Source organism: Pseudomonas sp. TE4620 (assembly GCF_056279045.1).
Genome location: NZ_JBWBQO010000001.1, coordinates 2,449,874 through 2,471,431, shown reverse-complemented (window position 1 = coordinate 2,471,431; position 21,558 = coordinate 2,449,874). Strand labels below are relative to the sequence as shown.

21 protein-coding genes are annotated in these 21,558 nt (G+C 63.0%); 19 read left to right on the top strand and 2 right to left on the bottom strand.

The window, feature by feature from the left end:
- Nucleotides 1-572: 572 nt before the first annotated feature.
- From ACZ9A3_RS11660 to cysC, 11 genes are all read left to right on the top strand, one after another.
- Nucleotides 573-992: an MAPEG family protein gene (locus tag ACZ9A3_RS11660; protein WP_045198192.1), complete on the top strand. Its 420-nt coding sequence runs from the start codon at nt 573-575 to the stop codon at nt 990-992.
- 67 nt (nt 993-1,059) lie between these two features.
- Nucleotides 1,060-1,476, top strand: a complete 417-nt coding sequence (locus ACZ9A3_RS11655) for a hypothetical protein (protein WP_195884275.1) — start codon at nt 1,060-1,062, stop codon at nt 1,474-1,476.
- A 115-nt stretch (nt 1,477-1,591) separates the two neighbouring features.
- On the top strand, nt 1,592-3,424 hold the full coding sequence (locus ACZ9A3_RS11650; protein WP_476252631.1) for a fatty acyl-AMP ligase: 1,833 nt from the start codon (nt 1,592-1,594) through the stop codon (nt 3,422-3,424).
- Nucleotides 3,421-3,669, top strand: coding sequence for an acyl carrier protein (locus ACZ9A3_RS11645; protein ID WP_093382114.1), 249 nt, complete (start codon nt 3,421-3,423; stop codon nt 3,667-3,669). The genes ACZ9A3_RS11650 and ACZ9A3_RS11645 overlap by 4 nt, the downstream gene beginning before the upstream one ends.
- Nucleotides 3,666-4,571: a fatty acid desaturase gene (locus tag ACZ9A3_RS11640; protein WP_213604299.1), complete on the top strand. Its 906-nt coding sequence runs from the start codon at nt 3,666-3,668 to the stop codon at nt 4,569-4,571. Before ACZ9A3_RS11645 ends, ACZ9A3_RS11640 begins: the two co-directional genes overlap by 4 nt.
- Before the next feature lie 19 nt (nt 4,572-4,590).
- Complete coding sequence (locus ACZ9A3_RS11635) at nt 4,591-6,072, top strand: coniferyl aldehyde dehydrogenase (protein ID WP_213604300.1); 1,482 nt, start codon at nt 4,591-4,593, stop codon at nt 6,070-6,072.
- A 2-nt stretch (nt 6,073-6,074) separates the two neighbouring features.
- Nucleotides 6,075-7,286 carry an aminotransferase class I/II-fold pyridoxal phosphate-dependent enzyme gene (locus ACZ9A3_RS11630; RefSeq protein ID WP_052676522.1) on the top strand — a complete coding sequence of 404 codons (1,212 nt, stop codon included), beginning with the start codon at nt 6,075-6,077 and terminating at the stop codon, nt 7,284-7,286.
- Between the two features lie 38 nt (nt 7,287-7,324).
- Nucleotides 7,325-8,488, top strand: coding sequence for a sulfotransferase family protein (locus ACZ9A3_RS11625; RefSeq protein ID WP_476252630.1), 1,164 nt, complete (start codon nt 7,325-7,327; stop codon nt 8,486-8,488).
- Between the two features lie 71 nt (nt 8,489-8,559).
- Nucleotides 8,560-9,918 carry a DUF1254 domain-containing protein gene (locus ACZ9A3_RS11620; protein WP_476252629.1) on the top strand — a complete coding sequence of 453 codons (1,359 nt, stop codon included), beginning with the start codon at nt 8,560-8,562 and terminating at the stop codon, nt 9,916-9,918.
- A gap of 5 nt (nt 9,919-9,923) precedes the next feature.
- Nucleotides 9,924-10,721 carry an SDR family NAD(P)-dependent oxidoreductase gene (locus ACZ9A3_RS11615; RefSeq protein WP_045198203.1) on the top strand — a complete coding sequence of 266 codons (798 nt, stop codon included), beginning with the start codon at nt 9,924-9,926 and terminating at the stop codon, nt 10,719-10,721.
- Nucleotides 10,722-10,788: 67 nt separating this feature from the next.
- Nucleotides 10,789-11,400, top strand: a complete 612-nt coding sequence (cysC, locus tag ACZ9A3_RS11610; RefSeq protein WP_045198205.1) for an adenylyl-sulfate kinase — start codon at nt 10,789-10,791, stop codon at nt 11,398-11,400.
- 12 nt (nt 11,401-11,412) lie between these two features.
- On the opposite strand, the gene ACZ9A3_RS11605 is transcribed toward cysC, so the two are convergent.
- Together ACZ9A3_RS11605 and ccoN are read right to left on the bottom strand one after the other, a co-directional pair.
- Nucleotides 11,413-11,625: a hypothetical protein gene (locus tag ACZ9A3_RS11605; protein WP_038994976.1), complete on the bottom strand. Its 213-nt coding sequence runs from the start codon at nt 11,623-11,625 to the stop codon at nt 11,413-11,415.
- An 11-nt stretch (nt 11,626-11,636) separates the two neighbouring features.
- Nucleotides 11,637-13,064, bottom strand: a complete 1,428-nt coding sequence (ccoN, locus tag ACZ9A3_RS11600; protein WP_045198209.1) for a cytochrome-c oxidase, cbb3-type subunit I — start codon at nt 13,062-13,064, stop codon at nt 11,637-11,639.
- A gap of 451 nt (nt 13,065-13,515) precedes the next feature.
- Between ccoN and ACZ9A3_RS11595 the strand changes: the two genes are divergently transcribed.
- From ACZ9A3_RS11595 to ACZ9A3_RS11560, 8 genes are all read left to right on the top strand, one after another.
- A complete protein-coding gene (locus ACZ9A3_RS11595) occupies nt 13,516-15,120 on the top strand; it encodes a phosphopantetheine-binding protein (protein WP_476252628.1) in 1,605 nt (534 codons plus the stop codon).
- On the top strand, nt 15,107-16,684 hold the full coding sequence (locus ACZ9A3_RS11590; protein WP_093382133.1) for a class I adenylate-forming enzyme family protein: 1,578 nt from the start codon (nt 15,107-15,109) through the stop codon (nt 16,682-16,684). The genes ACZ9A3_RS11595 and ACZ9A3_RS11590 overlap by 14 nt, the downstream gene beginning before the upstream one ends.
- 45 nt (nt 16,685-16,729) lie before the next feature.
- Entirely contained in the window at nt 16,730-17,656 is a 927-nt protein-coding gene (locus ACZ9A3_RS11585) for an alpha/beta fold hydrolase (RefSeq protein WP_476252627.1), read from the top strand.
- Nucleotides 17,657-17,668: 12 nt separating this feature from the next.
- The gene (rpe, locus tag ACZ9A3_RS11580; protein ID WP_045198215.1) at nt 17,669-18,352 is read left to right on the top strand and encodes a ribulose-phosphate 3-epimerase; all 684 of its coding nucleotides are present in this window, start codon (nt 17,669-17,671) and stop codon (nt 18,350-18,352) included.
- 44 nt (nt 18,353-18,396) lie between these two features.
- Nucleotides 18,397-19,473: a uroporphyrinogen decarboxylase gene (hemE, locus tag ACZ9A3_RS11575; RefSeq protein WP_093382136.1), complete on the top strand. Its 1,077-nt coding sequence runs from the start codon at nt 18,397-18,399 to the stop codon at nt 19,471-19,473.
- Complete coding sequence (locus ACZ9A3_RS11570) at nt 19,466-19,894, top strand: MarR family winged helix-turn-helix transcriptional regulator (protein WP_038994982.1); 429 nt, start codon at nt 19,466-19,468, stop codon at nt 19,892-19,894. Before hemE ends, ACZ9A3_RS11570 begins: the two co-directional genes overlap by 8 nt.
- Before the next feature lie 104 nt (nt 19,895-19,998).
- Nucleotides 19,999-20,505, top strand: coding sequence for a sigma-70 family RNA polymerase sigma factor (locus ACZ9A3_RS11565; RefSeq protein WP_476252626.1), 507 nt, complete (start codon nt 19,999-20,001; stop codon nt 20,503-20,505).
- Nucleotides 20,502-21,476, top strand: a complete 975-nt coding sequence (locus tag ACZ9A3_RS11560; protein WP_093382141.1) for a FecR family protein — start codon at nt 20,502-20,504, stop codon at nt 21,474-21,476. Before ACZ9A3_RS11565 ends, ACZ9A3_RS11560 begins: the two co-directional genes overlap by 4 nt.
- Nucleotides 21,477-21,558: the final 82 nt, after the last annotated feature.

The following is a 21,558-nucleotide window of genomic DNA, read 5'->3' as shown; positions in this document are numbered from 1 at the left end:
TATTAAAAAATATCAACTCATTTGAATAGCCGTTATCGCCAATCCCTCTTTATGGCGTGATGCCCGGTCTAGACTTGTTACTCGATGCTGGTGTGACAACATCTTTACAGGTAAACAGCGCAAGTGCCCGGCGAAGGGATCCAAAAGCGATGAGCGGCATTTTTTTTCGCTTGACGCTCGAAAAGAACCGTGCAACTTTTGGAAACAGTTAAGCGAGGAGCGCGAATATGTCGAACGGAGTCGACCACGTCATTCGGGTTGCAGTTAAACCCATCACCACACGGCTTTTGTCGTCTCGGTCCTGCTCAGATTGCTGGCGTAACCGCTGCTGCTACATGCAGTAGACACGGTCTCGGGCAATCGCTGTCAATGCTGCCGAAGTAGCCTGAATAGTCACAACTGTTTGGGATGTTTCTTACGCTGTATTACGCCACCGTAAAGTAGTCGGTCTGTTATCGTCGATTTGGCCTTGAACCCAGGGCCAACTGTTCAGCCTGCGCGCCGGTGTAGTGCCGGGCGAGCGGCTGGGCATCGGAAAGTTGTAGAAAACCAACAATAAGAAGGTGTGTGCAATGAATCAAGGTCTGATGTTTTATCCGGCGCTGGCAATGATCCTGCTGACCGTCGTGGTGCTGTATCTGATGTTTCGTGGACGGCAAAGTGCCGTGAAGTCCGGAGCGCTGAGTGCCGCTTACTTCAAGACCTATGACACCGGCGAGAAGCTGCCGCGGGCAGTACGCCAGACCGAGCGCTGCTTTCACAACCTGTTGGAGTCAACGCCACCGTTCTACTTCCTGTGTGTCGCCCTGATCAGCCTGGCCAAGGTTGACTGGGTGTTCATCGGCCTGGCCTGGGCCTACGTCGCCTGCCGGGTGCTGCAGAGCCTGGTGCACGTCACCAACAACAAGGTCGGGCCACGCTCCAAGCTGTTCATGCTGAGCTGGCTGGTGCTCCTGGCGATGTGCGTGCGCCTGGGCTTTCTGATCCTCTGACAGTACGTTTGTTTGTTTCTAATGATAGACCGCGGCTACTACTGGCAATCACCGGAGACCGTTCGAGATGAGCACAACAATAACAACAACAGCGCGTGGCAGTAAAAGCAGGCGAATGTTTATAACCGGGGTGTTGTCGGCCATCCTCTACGGCGGCTGGGCCTATTATGTAAACGCCGGGCTGGAAACCGCCATGGCCTCGGCCATGGTACAGGCGCTGGGCAGCTTTATTGGCGGCTACCTGGTTGCCGGCCTGGTAGAGTTTGCCTTTAGCGTCACGCCCAAACCCTGGCGCTTTCCAATTGCTGCATTTGTCCCCTATGGCTTGACCCTGCTGACCTATGCCGCTGCGCATCGATTGGTCGGTACGCCGGAAATTCTCAAAACCATCATGCTCAATATTATTGTCGGGACACCCTACTTTGTTCTTTATTGCGTGAAACTTGAACGCAATGAAGCGCAGCGTTTGATATTGAGCAGTTGAGTCTCGCGCGTCACAGCTAATAACACTGTTTAAATAACACGTCGGTCGCGCGCGAGTGCGCGCGAGTTAGGGCTGTGCGCTGTATAAAAATAATAACGAACCAGAGCCGTTAATCATGAATATGAACGTTGAGCGGAGCACCTCGCTGGTGAAACCGTCGGCCGCTGCATCGGTAGTTGCAACGCTGGTGGATCTCGCCCGTCATCATGCCCGGGTACAACCCGATAAACAGTACCTGTTGTGGCTCGACAAGGGCCGCGAAGAGGGCAAGACCTATACCTTCGCCGAGTTGGATTACGCCGCCAGGGCACTGGCGGTCGAACTTCAACAGCAACTGGCCCTGAAGGCCGGCGCCGAGCGGCAACCACCGGCGGCGATCATCGCCACGCAACCCGGGCCGCAGTTTGTATTGGCGTTTTTCGCCTGCCTGTATGCCGGCATTGCCGCAGTGCCGGTCTACCCGCAGAAAAAAAATGAAAGCAGTGAACGCTTGTGCCGGGTCATCAGCGATGCCGGGGCGCAGTTGCTGATCACTGACCGGCTGTCGCTGGCGGCGCTGCTCGCGCATGAGGCCATCACCGGCCTGGTGCAGGTGGTCGACGTCGACCAGGCCGACCCCGCGCTTGCCGGGCAATGGCAGGCGCCGGCCATCGATGCAGACTCAGTTGCCTTCATCCAGTACACCTCGGGCTCCACCGGCATTCCCAAGGGCGTGGTGGTCACTCACGCCAACCTGATGAGCAACGAGCAGATGATTGCCGAGTCGCTCAATCACGACCACAACACCGTGTATGTCAGCTGGCTGCCGGTGTTCCACGACCTGGGCCTGATCGGCCTGCTGCAGGCGTTCTACCTGGGCGTGCGCTGCATCCTTATGTCGCCGCTGGCTTTTGTCGCCAACCCGCTGCGTTGGCTGGAGGCGATTTCCCGTTACCGCGCAACCACCAGCGGCGCGCCGAACTTTGCCTACGACCTGTGCCTGCAGCGCACCACGCCAGAGCAACGCCAGCAGCTGGACCTGAGCAGCTGGACGGTCGCCTACAGCGGCGCCGAACCGGTGCGCAAGGGCACCCTCGAGCGCTTTGCCGAAGCCTTTGCCGACAGTGGCTTCCGGGCGCAGGCGTATTGCCCCTGCTATGGCATGGCCGAAAGCACGCTGTTCGTCACCGGCGTGCCGCAAGGCATCACGCCGCTGACCCTGACCCTGGACAAAGCGCAGCTCAACCTCGACCGCGCGGTGCTGGTCGACGCACAGCACGCCGGGCCACAGAGCATTCACTTCGTCAGCTCCGGGGTACCGGCGCAAAGCTGCCAGGTACGCGTGGTCGACCCGCAGCGCTGCGTGGCGCTGGCGGACGATCTGGTCGGTGAAATCTGGGTCAGCAGCCCGAGCGTCAGTGGCGGCTATCGCAACCGCCCGCAACTGTCCCAGGAGGTGCTGCAGGCAACCCTTGAAGGCGAGCCGCAGCGGCGCTTCCTGCGCACCGGCGACCTGGGCTTCATGCACCAGGGCGAGCTGTTCGTCACCGGCCGGCGCAAGGATCTGATCATCATCGATGGCAAAAATCACTACCCCCACGACCTTGAACAGACCATCGAAAGCACCCTCGCCGAGCTGAGCATCAGCATCGCCAATGCCTTTTCCATCGCGGCGTTTTCCGTCGATCGCGACGAGCGCGAGCAACTGGTGGTGGTGATCTCGCTGCACAAGAGCCAGGCGCAGATCTTCTCGGTCGCACAGACCAGCCAGGCGATCAGCGCGGCAGTGGCGCGTGCCCATGGTGTGGCCCTGGATGAGCTGTTGTTCGTCAGCAGCCGCTTGCCCTTGACCTCCAGTGGCAAGTTGCAGCGCGCGCAGTGCCGCAGCCTGTACCTGGACGGGCAGTTGCAGGCGGTGGTCTCGCCGTTCGAGCTCAACCACCAGGGCACCAGGGAGGTGACGTCATGAGCCAGCAACAGATCGCCCAATGGCTGCGCGAACACCTGGCAAGCCTGCTCAAGCTTGACCTGGCCCAGGTCGACAGCGCCCTGGCGTTCGATGAGTACGGCGTCGCCTCGCGCGATGCCGTGGGCATGATCGGTGAGCTCGGTGAATGGCTTGAGCGCGAGCTCGATCCTGCCCTGGTCTACGACTACCCGTCGATCGACGAACTCAGCAACCACCTTTCCACGTTCACGAGGGCTGAACCATGAACCCAGTACCGCAGCACGGCGCGCGCGTCGATTGCGAGGACGAGTTTCGCCGCCTGATGACCCGCCCGCGCTTCGCCTGGCCGACCATCATCCTGTTCGTGGTGATCATGCTGGCCTTCATCCTGTCCACGGCGCTGGCGGTCAGCGACCGCCTGGCCATGGGCTGGGCATTCGTCATCAACACCTTGTGTTCGTACCTGGCCTACACCGTGTTGCACGAAGCGTCCCACGGGCTGATCTGCGCCAACCGCTTTGCCAATGACGTCATTGGCCGCCTGGGGTTCCTGCTGGTGACCCTGACGCCGTTCTTGCGCACCTACCGCTTCCTGCACATGGCCCACCACCATCACACCAATGATCCGCGCCTGGACCCGGATTATTCCTGCGGTGGCGGCCGCGCCTGGACCCTGCCGCTGCGCTGGCTGATGATGGACAGTGCCTACATCACCACCTACTTTCGCAACGGCTCTTATCAGTCCCGGCCGACCGCCGAGAAGGTCGAGTTCTGGCTGGCCTGGCTATTTGCCGTGGCGGTGGTGGTGGCAGTCTGCCTGATGGGCTGGATCGTACCGTTCCTGGTGCTGTACCTGCTGCCGACCCGGGTCGCGCAATTCTTCCTGGCGATCACCTTCGACTACTTGCCGCACTTTCCCCACGCCACCAAGGCGCACGACAACAAGTACCAGGCGACCAACAACCGGGTCGGCATGGACTGGCTGTTCTTCCCGTTGTTCGTCGGCCAGAACTATCACCTGTCGCACCACCTGTACCCCGGCGCGCCGTTCTATCGCTACAAGAAAGTCTGGCTGTCGAGAAAGACCCGTCATGAAGCCCAGGCGCCGGCACTGGTGCCCGGGCACCGGCTGGCACCGATCAAGCAACCCCTTTCTCTGGCTGAGTAACTGAAGGCAGGTGATGGACATGAATCATTCGATTTCCAGTGTTGCCGACCCGGCCCAGGTGCGCCCTGTGTCCTTGAGTGATCAGCCACAGGCGCCAGCCTCGGCGCTGCAGGCGATTTTCGAGCAACAGACGGCAGCCTTTCTCGAACAGCCGATGCCCAGCCTTGAGGAGCGCCTGCGCGCGCTGGACGACCTCGAGCAACTGGTGCGCAGCCACATCCCGCAGATCCAGGCGGCGCTGGACAAGGACTTCGGCCACCGCTGCGAAGAAGAAACGCTGATGGCCGAGATCGTCGGCAGCCTCAAGGCCTGCACCTACGCCAAGCGTCATCTGAAGCGCTGGATGAAACGCCGGCGCTGCGCGGTGGACATCAACTTCAAGCCCGCCCGCGCCTGGGTGATGCCGCAGCCGCTGGGGGTAGTGGGAGTCATGTCGCCGTGGAACTACCCGTTTGGCCTGGTGATCAAGCCGCTGATCGCCGCATTGGCCGCCGGCAACCGGGTAATGATCAAGCCCAGCGAAATGGCCCCGGCAGTCGGCCGCCTGCTGCAGGTGATGCTGGCCAAGGCCTTCAAGCCGTCGCACGTGTGCGTGGTCGAAGGCGACCAGCAACTGGCCCGGCAGTTTACTGAACTTGCCTTCAACCACCTGCTGTTTACCGGCAGCACTTCGGTCGGCAAGCAGGTGATGGCGGCCGCGGCGGCCAACCTCACGCCGCTGACCCTGGAGCTGGGCGGCAAGTCGCCGGTGATCATCGACGAGCACTTCGACATGCGGCGCGCAGTCAAGTCGATCGTGACCGGCAAGCTGCTCAATGCCGGGCAAACCTGTACCGCACCGGACTACGTGTTGGTGCCCAAGGCGCGCCAGGCCGAGTTCGTCGAGGCGTTCAGCGCGCAGGTCCGGCACATGTACCCCGACCCGCTGCACAGCCCGGATTACACCAGCATCATCAACAGCCGCCACTTCGAGCGCCTGCAGGGTTACTGCGACGATGCCATTGGCCGTGGGGCGCAGCAGCACCCGGTGTACCCGCAGCAGCTGTCTTGCGCGCAGAGCCGCAGGTTGTTGCCGACGCTGCTGATCGACCCGCCCGAGGATGCGCGGATCATGCAGGACGAAATCTTCGGCCCGCTGCTGATTGTCGTGCCTTACGAGCAGCTTTCCAGCGCCGTTGGCTACATCAACCAGCGCCCGCGGCCACTGGCCCTGTATGTGTTCACCGACGACCATAACGTCGAGGACTACGTGCTCAAAAGCACAGTGGCCGGTGGCGTGACCATCAATGACACGCTGCTGCACTACACCCAGGAATCGCTGCCGTTCGGCGGCGTCGGCAACAGCGGTTTCGGTGCCTATCACGGCGAACGCGGGTTCCAGGCCTTCAGCCATTTCAAGCCGGTGTTCCGCCAGTCGCGCATCAACTTCCTTGATGCGGTGCGCGCGCCCTATACCAGCAGTTCACGCTGGTTCCTGAAGAAAATGATCGGGATGGCCTGACCATGAACGCACCCCTGCACACTTCTAACCCGGCGCGCGTGCCTGACTGGTACGTCGAGCACATGCGCCCGGCTTGCGAGTTCGTCGCCAGCCTCGATCCGTTCCCGTTCTGCCAGCCGAGCGACCTGAGCGGCTACATCGCCTTGCACCAGAACGACTACCTGCGCCTGGGCAATCACCCGGCCGTGAGTGCCGCCCGCGCCGGGGCCAATGCCCAGTTGCGCGACGAGTCGTTCATGTCGAGCATCTTTGGCGGCAGCGCCGATGAGTGCGAAGCGTTCCGCGCGCAGATGGCCCGCTGCATGCGCGCCGACGACGCGATTCTGACCACCTCCGGCTGGGCCGCCAACGTCGGCCTGCTCGAGGCGATCACGCCGCTGTTCAAGCCGGTGTACATCGACAGGCATGCCCATGCGTCGCTGTATGACGGCATCAAGTTGTCGCTGGGCAAGAAGATCGTCATCGAACACAACGACACCGACGACCTGTTGCGCCGGCTGGAGAAGAACGGCCCGGGCATCGTCGTCATCGATGCGGTGTACAGCACCGACGGTTCGATTGGCGACATCCGCCGCTACCTGGAAATCTGCGAAGCCCACGAGTGCCTGCTGGTGCTCGACGAGGCGCATTCCTTCGGCATGTTCGGCAACGGCGGCGGGCTGGCGGTGGAGCTGGGCCTGGCCGAACGCGTGCACTTTCGCACGGTGAGCCTGAACAAGGCGCTGGGCGGGCACGGCGGGCTGATTGCCGGTAATGCCCAAGCCATGCAGCTGGTGCGCGCTGGCTGTCGCTCGGTGATTTTCAGCTCGGCCACCTCCAGCGTCTCGGCGGCGGGGCACCTGGCTGCGCTGAACATCATCATGCACCAACCCGAGCGCGCCCGGCGCTGCCTGGACAACGCCAGCGAGTTTCGCCGCCAGTTGCAGGAGGCCGGGGTGGCGGTGGGCGACAGCCAGTGCCAGATCGTCTCGCTGTTTTTCGACGACGAACAGCAAGCCTGCGTGTTCTACGGCAAGTTGCAGCAGCGCGGGGTGTTGACCTCGGTGTTCCTGCAACCGGCAATCCCGGCGGGCATGGGTGTGGTGCGCTATTCGATCCACTCCCAGCTCAGCGCCGCGGAGCTGGACAAGGCGGTCGCCGCCACCCTGCAAACCCTGATGGAAATGGACCTGCTCGATGCACCGCAGGCCAGCGCGCAACAGCGCGAAGGCTGAGCGTGTCTGCGCATAACTATAAAAACAAGGGAGTCATCATGAGCGATAAGAAACAAGGCAAGCTGTCGGTGCATCCGTACATCGGCGGCAGTGCCAGCAACCTGATCCGCAATGTCATCAAGCATGGCGGCGTCAGCCGCGACAAGCTGGCGACCTTCACCCTGACACTGTGCGGCACGGCGCTGACCTTGCCGCTGCGCCTGGTGGAAACCCTGCGGTTCAACAAGGCCATCGAGCGCAGCCGCCTGCAGGAAGACCCGATCTTCATCCTCGGCCACTGGCGCAGCGGCACCACCCATTTGCACAACGTCATCAGCCAGGACAAGCGTCTGGGCTACCTGACCACCCTGCAGGCGATCTTCCCCACCTGCGCGGTAATCCTCAGCCGCCACAAGCTGCTCAAACGCATGGTTGCCAGCCTGCTGCCGGCGCAGCGGATGATGGACAACATGAAGATCGGCGTCGACCTGCCCCAGGAAGAAGAGTTCAGCCTGTCGTGCCTGATGACCACCTCGCACCACTGCAACCACTTTCCGCGCACCATCCGCGAAAGTTTCGACAAGTACGTGCTGTTCCAGACCAGCCCCGACGAGGTGGCGAACTGGGAAAAGGTCTACCAGCAGGTAATCAAGAAGGCCTCGTTCCTGGCCAACGGCAAGCGCCTGGTGCTGAAGAATCCCTACAACACCGCACGGATTCCGACGCTGCTCAAGCTCTATCCCAATGCCAAGTTCATTCATATTTCGCGCAACCCCTACAACATCTATGTCTCGGCGCTGCATGACTTCGTCAAGGAAGCCGAGGAAATGGCCCTGCAAGAGTTCACCAACGAGGACTTTTCCGAGCTCTGCTACAGCCTGTACGGGAAGATCATGAATGCCTATTGGGATGCGCGCGACCTGGTGCCGCCGGGCAACCTGGTCGAGGTGAGTTACGAGGACTTTGACGAAGACCCGCTCAACGAAGTCAAGCGTATCTACCAGACCCTCGACCTGCCGCTCGAGCCTGCCGTGCTCAAGGACATCGCGGCCTACCTGGCATCGATCGCCGGCTACAAAAAGAACAAATACACCTACAGCGAGCAACAGGCCCGGGCCATCGAGGCCAACTGGGGCTTTGCCCTGGAAAAAATGAAATACAGCCTGCCGCCCGACATCGTCGTCGATAACAGCCGCGACTGGTCCTGCGACATGAACTACTGAGTGCCCTGGTTCACCCGTCAATGTCCGCGTGGGCCACAGGCTCACCCCTCTATAGCGCAGGAAGTGTGTTCATGAGCATGGCTGAAGATATCCACCAAACGGTTGCCCAGGGTCAGCAGGACTGGGCGTTCAGTGTCGGTGTGCAACTGGTGGTCTGGGGGCTGCCGATCGTCGAGTGCTGGAAGTATCGCCTGGGCAAGGTGGTCGGCCACGGCGCGCAAGCGCAGGGGCAGGCGATCAACGCCTTCCAGCATATGCGTAGCCTGTCGACCCGGGCGTCGAGCAAGTTCGTCAACTCGGCCACCGATTTTCTCTATTCAACCGCGGTACTGGATTTACACCAGGGCCCGCTGGTACTCACGGCGCCAGATTTCCAGGAGCGCTGGTATGGCCTGCAGGTGCTCGATCCGTACATGGAGACCCTGGCCAACCTCGGCACCCGCACCTATGGCCGACAACTGCCCAGCGTGGTGATTGCCAACCGTCGCGATCAGCATCGGGTGCCGGCGCAGGCCACGGTGATCTACAGCGACAGCGACTTTCTGTATGTGGTCGGGCGCATTGCCGCAGGCGATCATGAAGACCTGAGCGCGGTTAACGCCCTGCAGGACGGCCTGCGCCTGACACCGCTGCATGGCGCCGACCACCCGGGCTTTGACCTCGCGCAGGTTACCCCGGGGTCTTGTGCGCCGCTGCGCGCGGGCGATTCCAGTTGCCCGGCGGAGCTGGCGTTCTTCGAAGAGCTGGGCGCGGTGCTCAAGTTCGTCCCGCCCAGCGCCAGCGAAGGCATGTTGCTCGGGCTGATGGCCGACGTCGGTATCAGCGTTGAAAACGGCTTCGCCCACCAGAGCCTGGCACCTGCAGTGCGCGAAGGCCTGGCGCGCGCGGTGGTGCAAGCCACGGCGATCCTGCAAGGCAAGGTGTTCGAGCGCGGCGAGCTGAACAACGGCTGGAAGTTGCCGGGGGCGATCGGCAACTACGGCCATGACTACATCCTGCGTGCGCTGGTGTCGTTGCACGGCATCTGGGCCAACGTAGCGGAAGAAAGCCTGTACTTCATGGCCTGGACGGATTGCGAAGGCAACCTGCTGCATGGCGACAACCAGTATGAAATCCGCTTTGAAGCCGGGCAGTTGCCGCCGGTTGAAGCCTTCTGGTCGATCAGCTACTACGACGACCAGGGCCGCCTGACCGACAACCCGCAGGACAAGTACACGGTCAATTCGCTGTATCACCAGTTGCAGGCCAATACCGATGGCTCGACCTCGGTGTTCATTGGCAAGGCGCCGGTTGCGCCGCCGTTCGCGGGGAACTGGCTGCCTTCGCACAGCGGCTACTTCAACCTCAACCTGCGCTGCTACAACCCGGGGCCAGCCTTGCTCTCGGGCCAGTACCGGGTGGCGCCGATCGTCCGCATCCAGGGGCAGTGAAGCCGATGAACAAGATCGCATTGATTACCGGCGGCTCATCCGGCCTGGGCCTGGAGCTGGCCGGGCAACTGGCCAGAAAAGGCTATGACGTGCTGCTGCTGGCCCGCGACGAGGGCCGGCTGCAGGCGGCCAAGGCCAGCCTTGAGGCGCTGAACAGCCGGATCAACGTGCACACCTTCGTCTGTGATGTTGCCGACGAACAGGCCATGTGCAGCACCTTTGCCACGATCAGCCGGCGCTTTGAGGCCATCGACTTTCTGATCGTCAACGCGGCGATTGCCACCATCGACCTGCTGGGCGATTACAAGAGCCTGCAGGAGGTCAACCGCAACCTGAAGATCAACCTGCTCGGCGCGGTGTCGTCCACCTACCTGGGCATCCCCTTGCTGCGCCGCGGCGCCCATGTGCTGTTCATCTCATCGGGCTTTGGCCTGGTGGGCGCGGCCGGTTATTCGTTGTACGCCGCCTCCAAGGGCGGCCTGAACAACTTTGCCGATGCCATCCGCCGCGAGCTGTTACCGCGCCAGGTGCACGTGCACCTGGCCTGCCTGGGCGACCTGGACACGCCGATGTACGCCGGTGAGCTTGAGCATATGCCGGCCTGGATCAAGGCCAAGATGGGCCGTGGCAAGCCGATGCCCGCAGGCCAGGCGGCCGCGGCGATTCTCAAGGGCTGCTTCAGGCGCCAGTTTCGCATCAACCTGTCCAGTGACGTGAAGCTGCTGATTCTGGTGCAGAAGTTGTTACCGCAAAAACTGTCTACCTATGTCATCGACCGGGTGCTGCCGTTCCCGCCGGTTTGAACCGCCGGGCAGCCGATGACACAGCGTGAAGTGGAACTTCAACCGTTATTGCATGAGGTCGATGGACATGGGAAAAGTCGGAACCAATATCGTCTGGCATCCACAAGCGGTCGAGAAGCAGGCACGGGCCAGGCTCAAGCGGCAAAAGCCGTGCATTATCTGGCTCACTGGGTTGAGCGGGGCAGGCAAGTCGACCATCGCCAATGCACTGGATCAGTTTTTGATCGACCAGGGCTTCCATACCTACTTGCTCGATGGCGACAACGTCCGCCACGGGCTGAACAAGGACCTGGGCTTCAGCGAAGCCGACCGCATCGAGAACATCCGCCGCGTGGGTGAGGTCTCGCGCTTGTTTGTCGATGCCGGGGTGATTGTGCTGTGCTCGTTCATCTCGCCGTTTTGCGCCGATCGCCAGCTGGTGCGCGAGCTGGTTAAGGGCGACGAGTTTGTCGAGGTCTACGTCAAGGCCAGTGTGGCCACTTGCGAGCAGCGCGATGTGAAGGGCTTGTACAAGAAGGCCCGGGCCGGGCAGATCAAGAACTTCACCGGGATCGACTCACCCTATGAGGCGCCGCAGCAGCCGGAGCTGCTGCTGGACACCGAAAGCCAGGATGTCGACGCCTGCGTCGCGCAGCTGGTGGCAGTGCTGCGCGGGCAGGGCTACCTGGGCGCCTTCTGAGCCCGGCGCGGTTCAGGCCTTGAGGGCCGCATCCGGCGCCACTGCCGGCACCGGCTTGCCGGTGGCGGCCTCGACCCGGCGGGCCACCGCCGGGTCATCGGCGAAGGGTATCAGGCTGGCCTGATCGTCCACTTCGCCGCTGTGACGCTGCAGGCAGGCGCTGGTGACCAGGTAGAAGAACAGTACGCCGCTCAGGCAATACAGTGCATACAGCCAGTCATCCATGGTCGGGCCTCCTAGGCCAGGCTGGCGTTGTTCAGCGCCAGTTTTTCATCGGCCACACGCACGGTGCGCCAGGTGTTGTAGGCCATCAGCAGCATGCCGCTCAAGAAGCACACGCCGCCGACAAAGCGCACGATAAAGCCCGGGTGGCTGGCCACCAGCGCCTCGACGAACGAGTAGGTGAGGGTGCCGTCGTCGTTGGTGGCGCGCCACATCAGGCCCTGGGCAATGCCGTTGACCCACATCGAGGCGATGTACAGCACAGTGCCGATGGTGGCCAGCCAGAAGTGCAGGTTGATCAGACCGACGCTGTACATCTGCTCGCGGCCGAACACTTTCGGGATCATGTGGTATAGCGAACCGAAGGTGATCATCGCCACCCAGCCCAGGGCACCGGCGTGTACGTGGCCGATGGTCCAGTCGGTGTAGTGCGAGAGGGCGTTGACGGTCTTGATCGCCATCATCGGGCCTTCGAAGGTCGACATGCCGTAGAACGCCAGCGACAGCACCAGAAAGCGCAGGATCGGGTCGCTGCGCAGCTTATGCCAGGCGCCGGAGAGGGTCATCATGCCGTTGATCATGCCGCCCCAGCTGGGTGCCAGGAGGATCAGCGACATGGCCATGCCCAGCGATTGCGCCCAGTCGGGCAGGGCGGTGTAGTGCAAGTGGTGCGGGCCGGCCCAGATGTACAGGGTGATCAGCGCCCAGAAGTGCACGATCGACAGGCGATAGCTGTACACCGGGCGACCGACCTGCTTGGGCACGAAGTAATACATCATGCCGAGAAAGCCGGTGGTCAGGAAGAAGCCCACGGCGTTGTGGCCGTACCACCACTGGACCATGGCGTCGGTGGCCCCGGCGTACACCGGGTACGACTTGAACCAGCTGACCGGGATCGACAGGTGGTTGACCACGTGAAGCATGGCGATGACCACGATGAAGGCGCCGAAGAACCAGTTGCCGACGTAGATGTGCTTGGCCTTGCGGCGCATCAGGGTGGCGAAGAAGACGATGCCGTAGGCGACCCAGACGATGGCCATCCACACCGCGCCGGTGAATTCGATCTCGGCGTATTCCTTGGTGGTGGTCAGGCCCAGGGGCAGGCTTACCAGCATGATCACGATGGTCGCCTGCCAGCCCCAGAAGGTGAAGGCGGCAAGTTTGTCGCTGAACAGCCGCACCTGGCAGGTGCGCTGCACGGCGTAGTAACTGGCGGCAAATTGCGCGCTACCGGCAAAGCCGAAAATGACCAGGCTGGTGTGCAAGGGGCGCAGGCGGCCGAACGAGGTCCAGGGCAAGTCGAGGTTAAGTTCCGGCCAGACCAGTTGCGAGGCGATCCAGACGCCCATGGCCATGCCGACGATACCCCAGACCACCGTCATGATGACGAATTGCCGGACCACCTTGTAGTTATAGGCCTGCGCCTGTTGATGTGTGCTCATGGCTAGTTTCCACAGTTCCTGTATGGCTCGCCCTGCCGTGGGGCAGGGGCACAGGCGCAGACTCTAGGAAGCTGCCGACATACAAAACAGACTCAGAAACCTGTGTTAACACCGGATCAGATCAAACCCCCGTATTCATTGGCCAATACGGCACCTGTTATGGGCAAGCTGTAGTGAATTACTGCTGTTCTGCATTGATCGTGCCGGTAAATGCGTGTCGCTGTGTCGCAGCCAAAACCCCGTGGAATTATCTTGACATCACCGCAAATGCGGCCGCAGAATTTCACAAACTTTGCGCGCAAAGTTTTATGCCGGACGCCAGCACACGTCCGGCAGTGGTGCGCAACCAACCTTGACGCCATCCCGCTATTCGCCCCTGTAACGGTGCTTTCGAGCCGGGACGGGGTACGCGCGCAGCGGCGGCACACTATAAGAACGAAGGGAGCAACAGATGAAGCTTTCCAAGGAACTGGTCGTCCAGGCAAAAGCAACGTTCGGGACACCGACCTACCTCTACGATGAAGCCGTGCTGCGCAACAGTTTCAACGAGTTGCGCGATGCATTGCCGGACTGTGTGGACATCTTCTATGCGTTGAAGGTCAACCCGAACCTGTCCCTGGTAAAACTGATCCGCTCCTACGGCGGTAACACCGAAGTCTGCTCGCTGGGCGAGCTGGAAATTGCCCTCAAGGCCGGGGTCGACCCCCAGGACATCATTTTCCTCGGGCCCTATAAAAAGCCTGAAGAACACCGGCGCGCCCTGGAGGTCGGGGTGTTCGCCATCGTCGTCGAGTCCGAGACCGAGCTGCGCAAGCTCTCGGTCCTGGCCGGCGAGCTGAACTGCGTGGCGCCGGTGGCGATCCGCATCAACCCGAATTTCTCCGCCTCCGGCTCGCCGTGGAAGATGGGCGGGCGGCCGACCCACTTCGGTATCGAAGAAGACACCGCGGTGGCCAATTTCGGTGACTACGCAGCATTGCCCAACCTGAAGATCAAGGGCATTCACGTTTACAACGGCACCAAGATCCTCGATGCGCAATCGGTGTACGACAACGCCAAGTACATCCTCGGCCTGTTCCGCAGCCTGACCCGGCGCTACAACCTGGACATGAGCATGGTCGATGTCGGTGGCGGCCTGGGCATCAAGTACTACGAGAACGAGAACGAACTCGACACCCGCCAGCTCAAGCAACTGCTGGCGCCGCTGTTCGAAGCCTTCAACCAGCAGTTCCCGCAGACCCGCATCATCGTCGAGTCCGGGCGCTTTATCGCCGGCAAGTGCGGCGCCTTGCTGGTGACGGTCGACAACATCAAGGAAAACCACGGCAAGACCTTTGCCGTCACTGATGGCGGTACCAACTGCCATGGCGCCGCCGCCGGCAGCGGCCAGGTGCTCAAGCGCAACTTTCGTATCGTCCATGCCACCGGCAGCACCGGCGCACCGCTGCGCGAATACCATATCTCCGGGCCGCTCTGTAGCCCCGACGACCTGCTGGCCCGCGACCTGCAGATCGAAACCCTGCACGAGGGCGACATCCTCGCTGTCACCGCTTCCGGGGCCTATGGCCCGTCCGCATCGCCCACCCTGTTCCACAGCCATGGCCACCCGGCCGAGGTGATCGTCAGCAACGGCCAGCTGTTCCTCGCCCGCGCCCGGCAAACCGCCCTGGACATCCGCGACAGCCATGCCGACGTACCACTGTCGGCCATGCTCGGCGCCGCACCGGCACCGGCACCTGGCGAGCCGACGCCGATCGCCCAGGCCGCGACCCAGCGCCAGCTTGGCGAGATCCTGCGGGTGGTGCTGAAGCTGCCGGAAAACACCGTGATCAGCGCCGACTCGCACCTGCGCGACGACCTCGGCCTGGACTCGCTGACTTCGATGGAGCTGCTGGTCAACCTCGAAGACGACATCGAAGGCTTCTTCGTCAACCCCGACACCATCGCCCCGGGCCACTTCAACACCGTGGCGACCCTGGCGGGCTACATCGACGCTCATCGTCAACCGGCGGTCGCGCGCCGGTCGCGTACCGAGGTGCAGCATGAAGGCGTCTGACGTCCTCCTGCAGCAGGTGCTGGAAACCCCCAACGGCCTGCACCCGGACAAAGCGGCGATCATCTACGCCGATGAAACCTACACCTACGCCCAGCTCGATGAAGCCAGCGGGCGCCTGGCCGCCGGCCTGCAGGTCAATGGCCTGCTGCGCCAGGAACGCGTGGTGGTGTGCCTGGGCAACCGGGTCGAAACCGTTTGTGCCTTCTGGGGCGTGCTGCGGGCCGGCGGGGTGATGGTCAACGTCGGCCTGGAAACCCCGGCCGACAGCCTCGACTACATCATTCGCGATGCCGAGGCCTCGGTGCTGATCACCACCTCGGAGAAATTCGCCAGCCTGGCGCCCGGCACCGCCGGGCTGAGCTACCTCAAGGCCATTGTATTGCTCGACGGCGAAGCCGACGCAGCCGATACCCACACGCTTGAAAGCCTGCTGGGGCAGGGCGCCGGCATTCCGCTGCCGTGCGGCAACCTTGACCTGGACCTGGCGGCGATCATCTACACCTCCGGCTCCACCGGCGCGCCCAAGGGCGTGATGCTCACCCACCGCAATATGCTCGCGGCGCTCAACTCGTTGCACACCTACCTGGGCTACCAGGCCAGCGACAATGTGCTGTGCTCGCTACCGCTGTCGTTCGACTACGGCCTGTACCAGATGATCATGGCCCTGAGCGCCGGGGCCACGCTGGTGCTGGAGAAGGAGTTCACCTGGCCGATCTTCCTGATCAAGAAGATCCGCCAGTACCAGGTCACGGTGATCCCGTTCGTGCCGACCATGCTCATGCTCCTGCACGAGTATGCGCACAAGCGCGAGGCGACCTTCCCGCAGGTACGCATGGTCACCAACACCGGCGCGGCCTTGAAGGCCAACCATATTGCGCAGATGAAGGGCCTGTTCCCCCAGGCGCTGATCTTCTCGATGTACGGCCTGACCGAGTGCAAGCGCTGCACCTACCTGCCGCCCGAGGACATCGACGACAAGCCGGGCAGTGTCGGCATCGCCATCCCCAACACCGAGCTGTGGCTGGTGGACGACGAGGGCCGGCGCATCGACACGCCGCATCAGGTCGGCCAGCTGGTGATTCGCGGCGCCACGGTGATGGCCGGCTATTGGCGCAACCCCCAGGCCACCGCGCAAAAACTCAAGCCGGGGCCGTACCCGGGGGAAAGCGTGCTGTACACCGGCGACTATTGCAGCCTCGACCAGGATGGCTACCTGTACTTCCAGGGGCGCATGGACCATATGATCAAGTCGCGCGGCATGAAGGTCAGCCCCAGCGAGGTCGAGAGCTTTCTGTATGCCATCGACGGTGTCGAAGCGGCGGCGGTGGTCGGTATCGAACATGCCTCGGTCGGCGAGGGGCTATGGGCGTTCGTCACCTTGGGCCAAGGTGTCAGCCTGAGTGCCGAGCACTTGCTCGAACGTTGCCGCCATGGCCTTGAAGCGCACAAGGTGCCGCTGTCGATCAGCATCGAGGGCAACCTGCCGCGCACCGCCAATGGCAAGTTCGACTTGCAGCAACTGCAACAGACAGCGCGCCATGCGCAACTGGCCGTGGCCGGTTGAGTGGCGCTTTTTTATCGGTGATTCAGGCATACAGGATGTGCGGATATGAGTCTGGGCAACAGAGGTCGCGAGCAATCGCTGGACGTCAACGGCAACCATTTCGCCTTGCGCATCTGGGGCAATGAGCGCGGCCACCCGGTGCTCGCCGTGCATGGCTGGCTGGACAACGCAGCGTCGTTCGAACGGATCGCGCCGCTGCTCGAGGACTGCTTCGTGGTCGCCCCGGACCTGGCCGGTCACGGCCGCTCCGAGCACCGTCGGGGTGACAGCGGCTATTACCTGTGGGAACACGCCGACGACATGAACGCCCTGATCGAGTGCCTGGGCTGGAAGCGTTTTTCGGTCCTGGGGCACTCCATGGGCACCGGGGTTGCATCGATTCTGGCGGCGATGAACAAGTCGATCGACAGCATGGTGTTCATCGACGGCATGGGCGCGCCCTTTACCATTGCCGAAGAAGACACCGTCGAGCACCTGAAAAAATCCCAGCGCCTGCTGCGCCTGGCCTTGCGTACCCGCTTGCATGGGTTTTCAGCGCCGCAATCGGCACAGTTTGGCAGCCTTGAAGCGGCCATCGGCGAGCGGTGCAACAGCATCGACGGCACCCTGTGCGCCGAGGGCGCGCGGCTGCTGGCCATGCGCGACCTGCTCAGTGTCGGCGACGGTTACCGCTGGCGCCACGACCCACGCCTGGTGCTGCCTGAGCCTATGCAACTGACCGAGCGCCAGGCCTGCGACTTTTTGCGCCAGATCAGCTGCCCGCTGCACCTGCTGCTCGGGCGCCAGGGGCTGTTTGCCGGTGCCCAGTTCGATAAAAGAAAAAACGCCTTGCCCTGGGCCACCCAGGTGCACTGGCATGAGGGCGGCCATCATTTTCACCTGGAGGAACCCGGCACGGCCTTGATCGCGCAGATCAACGCCGCGCTGCTTCAGCGTGAACCCGGGCCGCGGCAACGATTAGTCAATGAGTAATGGAGTACACCCGTGAAAGAGTTCTGGATTGCACCGTCGATTCTGGCGGCCGATTTCGCCCGCCTCGGCGCTGAAGCCGAGCAGGTACTGGCCGCCGGTGCCGATGTCATCCATATCGATGTGATGGATAACCACTATGTGCCCAACCTGACCATGGGCCCGCAGTTCTGCAAGGCCCTGCGCAGCCACGGGATCACCGCGCCGATTGACGTGCACCTGATGGTGACGCCGGTGGATGCGATGATCCAGGCCTTTGCCGAAGCCGGCGCCGACTACATCTCGATTCACCCCGAGGCGACCCTACACCTGGACCGCTCGCTGCAACTGATCAAGGACCTGGGCTGCAAGGCGGGCCTGGTGTTCAACCCGGCCAGCGGCCTGGACGCCGCGCAATACGTGCTCGACAAGCTCGACCTGATACTGCTGATGTCGGTCAACCCGGGCTTTGGCGGACAGAAGTTCATCCCTGCGGTATTGCCCAAGATTGCCGCAGCGCGCAAGCTTATCGACGACAGTGGCCGGGCGATCCGTCTGGAGGTGGACGGCGGCGTCAACCTTGACACCATCGGCCAGGTGGCCGCCGCCGGCGCCGACATGTTCGTGGCCGGCACGGCGATTTTCGCCCAGGGCGATTACCGCGCCAGCATCGAGGCCTTGCGCCGCGAGATTGCCCACGCTTTGCCCAACCGCCACTGATAGGCGGTCTTTCCAACGATTCTCGCGAATCCAGTACGAGTTACCTGTCCTTGCACACTACAACCCTAATCAAGGCCTTGCTGCGTCAGCCGACAACGCATACGCCGGTCTGGCTGATGCGCCAGGCCGGGCGCTACCTGCCCGAGTACCGCGAGCTGCGGGGCCGGGCCGGGTCGTTCCTGAGCCTGGTGAAAACCCCGGACTACGCCACCGAAGCCACCTTGCAACCCTTGCGGCGTTTCAACCTGGATGCAGCCATCGTCTTTTCCGACATCCTCAGCGTGCCCGATGCCATGGGCCTGGGCCTGTATTTCGGCCATGGCGAAGGCCCGCGCTTTCGCCATCCGCTGCGTGACGAGCAGGCCATCAAGCGCCTGCGCGTGCCAGAGCCCGAAGCGCTGGACTACCTGTACCAGGCGGTGGCCCAGAGCCGCCGCGAGCTTGACCCCAAGGTGGCACTGCTCGGCTTTGCCGGCAGCCCCTGGACCCTGGCCTGCTACATGGTCGAAGGCGGCCCGCCGGGCGATTTCCAGCTGATCAAGAAGATGCTCTACCGCCGCCCGGAGCTGCTCCAGCGCATTCTCCAGGTCACCAGCCAGGCGGTGGCGGCCAGCCTCAATGCGCAGATCGAATCCGGTGCCCAGGCGCTGATGATCTTCGACACCTGGGGCGGGGTGCTGGCCGACGGCGCCTACCAGCGGTTTTCGCTGTTCTACATGCGCGAGGTGCTGGCGCGCCTGCACAAGACCCACCACGGCCAGCGCGTACCGTCGATCATCTATACCAAGGGCGGCAGCCCGTGGCTGGCGGAGATGGCCGACAGCGGCGCCGATGCCCTGAGCCTGGACTGGACCTGCGACCTAGGCATGGCCCGGCAACTGGTGGGTAACAGTGTTGCCCTGCAGGGCAACCTCGACCCCAGCGTGTTGCTGGGTGATGAGGCCTGTATCCGCCATGAAGTGCAGCGTACCCTGCAGGCCTTCGGGCCGCCCGCTGCGGGCTTTGGCCATGTGTTCAACCTGGGCCACGGGATTTCCCCGGCGACCTCGCCCGAGGCGGTGGCCACGCTGGTCAATGCCGTGCATGAACTGAGCCGTGTGCGCGGAGGTGCCTATGCTTGACCCGACCTTCGACTTCGACCGGATGCTGTGCTTCTCGCTGTACTCGACGGCCAACGCCATGGTTCGCGACTACGCCGAGCCGCTGAAAAAGCGCGGCGTAACCTACCCGCAACTGCTGGTGATGGCCGGCCTGTGGGGCCAGGACGATGTCTCGATCAGCGCCCTGAGCGAGCTGACCCTGTTCGACCTTGGCACCCTGACGCCGATCGTCAAACGCCTGGCCGACAACGGCTTCATCACCGTGTACCTCGACCCCAACGACCGTCGCCGGCGCAACCTGTTGCTGACCGACAAGGGCCGTGAGCTCAAGGCCGAGGCGGCGCAGGTGTTCAGCAACATGGCCTGCAAGATCGACCTGGGCGAGGGTGAGGTGGAGCAGGTGCTGGATGTTTGCCACCGGATCAGGGCGCGTTTGCGCTGAGCCCGCCGCGCGGGGCAAGTCCGCTTGCCCCGCGAAAGGGGATTGTGCAATCACTCCAGCATCATGATAATGAGAGTAATTACCATTAATGTGTGATCACCCTCGTGCCGAGCTCTGTCGACTCCAAGGCTATCGTCGCCCACCTCTACAGTGACCATCACCGCTGGCTGCGTGCCTGGCTGTACCGGCGGCTGAACTGCCCGGACGATGCCGCGGACCTGGCCCAGGACACCTTTGTGCGGGCCATGACCAGCAGCGCCTTGCCCGCCCTTGACCAGCCGCGGGCGTTTCTCGCCACTGTCGCCCGCCGCCTGCTGAGCAATCTGTTCCGCCGCCGGGCGCTGGAGCAGGCCTACCTCGACGAGCTGGCGAGCCTGCCCGAGCAGTGCATGCCTTCGGCTGAAGACGTGCTGCTGGTGCGTGAAGCCCTGGCTGAAATCGATCGCCTGCTTGACGGCCTGCCGACGCGGGTGCGCTATGGGTTCATCCTGCATCGTCTCGAAGGCCTGAGCCAGCCGGCCATCGCCGAGCACCTGGGGGTGTCGCTGGCGACGGTCGAGCGTGACCTGCGCCGGGCCTTCCTGCATTGCCTGAGCGCCAGGCCAGAATGAGCAGCACACCACTGGACCGCGCTACCCACGAAGCGGTGGACTGGCTGCTCAAGCTGGAGAATGCCCCGGCCGGCAGCCCGTTGCTGCTGGCCTTCAACACCTGGCTCAAGCAATCGCCCGGCCATCAGGCCGCCTGGCAGCGGGTCAACGCCTTGCTCGACGAACCCCTGGCCGACCTGCAGCAGGCCGAGCAGCGTAGCCCCGGCCAGTTGGCCATGGCCAGCCGCAGCCTGCGCGCCTTGCCGTCGCCGTCGCGGCGCAAGGCCCTGGGCGGCGGCCTGGCGATGCTGTTGCTGGGTTTGGGCGCCGGCGCGCTCGGCAATCGCATGACGCCACTGGGCGACCTGCTCGCCGACCTGCGCACCGGCACCGGCGAGCGGCGCACCTTCACCCTGGCCGATGGTTCGCGGCTGCGCCTGAATGCGCGCAGCGCGGTGGATGTGCGCTTCAGCGCCGGGCAGCGGCTGGTTCTGCTGCGCGACGGCGAGCTGCAAGCCGAGGTTGCTGCAGAGCCGGGCCGGCCCTTTGTCGTCGCCACCCGCGAAGGCCAGGTGCAGGCCCTGGGCACGCGCTTCAGCGTGCGCCAGGAACAACAGCAGAGCCTGGTCTCGGTGCAGCAGCACAGCGTGCTGCTCAGAAGCGGCAGTGCGCCCGCCTTGCGTGTGGAGGAGGGCCAGGCCTTTCGTTTTGATGGCCACGCCAGCCAGCCGCTGGCCGCGTCGCTGCGTACCCGGGCGAGCTGGACCGAGGGCCGCGTGGATGTGCGCGACGAACCCCTGGGCGAGCTGATCGAAGCCTTGCGCCCGTACCGCGCCGGGCTGCTGCGCATCAGCCCGCAGGCCGCGCAGGTGCGGGTCTATGGCAGCTTTCCGCTGGATGACAGCGAACGCACCTTGCGCTCCCTGGCCGAGACCTTGCCGATCCGGGTCGACAGCTTTGGCGGCTGGTTGACCCGCATCGATGTGATCTAAATAAAAATAATTGCGATTCCCTTGAGGGGGTTTGTTGCGTGGCGTGTCCTCGTTATCGACAACAACTTTGAACGAGCCAACA

Coding starts and splice junctions, on each gene's coding strand:
- ACZ9A3_RS11645 (WP_093382114.1), top strand. CDS start 3,421: ATGAGCCAGCAACAGATCGCCCAATGGCTGCGCGAACACCTGGCAAGC.
- ACZ9A3_RS11640 (WP_213604299.1), top strand. CDS start 3,666: ATGAACCCAGTACCGCAGCACGGCGCGCGCGTCGATTGCGAGGACGAG.
- ACZ9A3_RS11615 (WP_045198203.1), top strand. CDS start 9,924: ATGAACAAGATCGCATTGATTACCGGCGGCTCATCCGGCCTGGGCCTG.
- ACZ9A3_RS11630 (WP_052676522.1), top strand. CDS start 6,075: ATGAACGCACCCCTGCACACTTCTAACCCGGCGCGCGTGCCTGACTGG.
- ACZ9A3_RS11560 (WP_093382141.1), top strand. CDS start 20,502: ATGAGCAGCACACCACTGGACCGCGCTACCCACGAAGCGGTGGACTGG.
- ccoN (WP_045198209.1), bottom strand. CDS start 13,064: ATGAGCACACATCAACAGGCGCAGGCCTATAACTACAAGGTGGTCCGG.
- ACZ9A3_RS11620 (WP_476252629.1), top strand. CDS start 8,560: ATGAGCATGGCTGAAGATATCCACCAAACGGTTGCCCAGGGTCAGCAG.
- ACZ9A3_RS11635 (WP_213604300.1), top strand. CDS start 4,591: ATGAATCATTCGATTTCCAGTGTTGCCGACCCGGCCCAGGTGCGCCCT.
- ACZ9A3_RS11595 (WP_476252628.1), top strand. CDS start 13,516: ATGAAGCTTTCCAAGGAACTGGTCGTCCAGGCAAAAGCAACGTTCGGG.
- ACZ9A3_RS11625 (WP_476252630.1), top strand. CDS start 7,325: ATGAGCGATAAGAAACAAGGCAAGCTGTCGGTGCATCCGTACATCGGC.
- ACZ9A3_RS11655 (WP_195884275.1), top strand. CDS start 1,060: ATGAGCACAACAATAACAACAACAGCGCGTGGCAGTAAAAGCAGGCGA.
- ACZ9A3_RS11660 (WP_045198192.1), top strand. CDS start 573: ATGAATCAAGGTCTGATGTTTTATCCGGCGCTGGCAATGATCCTGCTG.
- cysC (WP_045198205.1), top strand. CDS start 10,789: ATGGGAAAAGTCGGAACCAATATCGTCTGGCATCCACAAGCGGTCGAG.
- ACZ9A3_RS11650 (WP_476252631.1), top strand. CDS start 1,592: ATGAATATGAACGTTGAGCGGAGCACCTCGCTGGTGAAACCGTCGGCC.
- ACZ9A3_RS11605 (WP_038994976.1), bottom strand. CDS start 11,625: ATGGATGACTGGCTGTATGCACTGTATTGCCTGAGCGGCGTACTGTTC.
- ACZ9A3_RS11585 (WP_476252627.1), top strand. CDS start 16,730: ATGAGTCTGGGCAACAGAGGTCGCGAGCAATCGCTGGACGTCAACGGC.
- ACZ9A3_RS11570 (WP_038994982.1), top strand. CDS start 19,466: ATGCTTGACCCGACCTTCGACTTCGACCGGATGCTGTGCTTCTCGCTG.
- ACZ9A3_RS11590 (WP_093382133.1), top strand. CDS start 15,107: ATGAAGGCGTCTGACGTCCTCCTGCAGCAGGTGCTGGAAACCCCCAAC.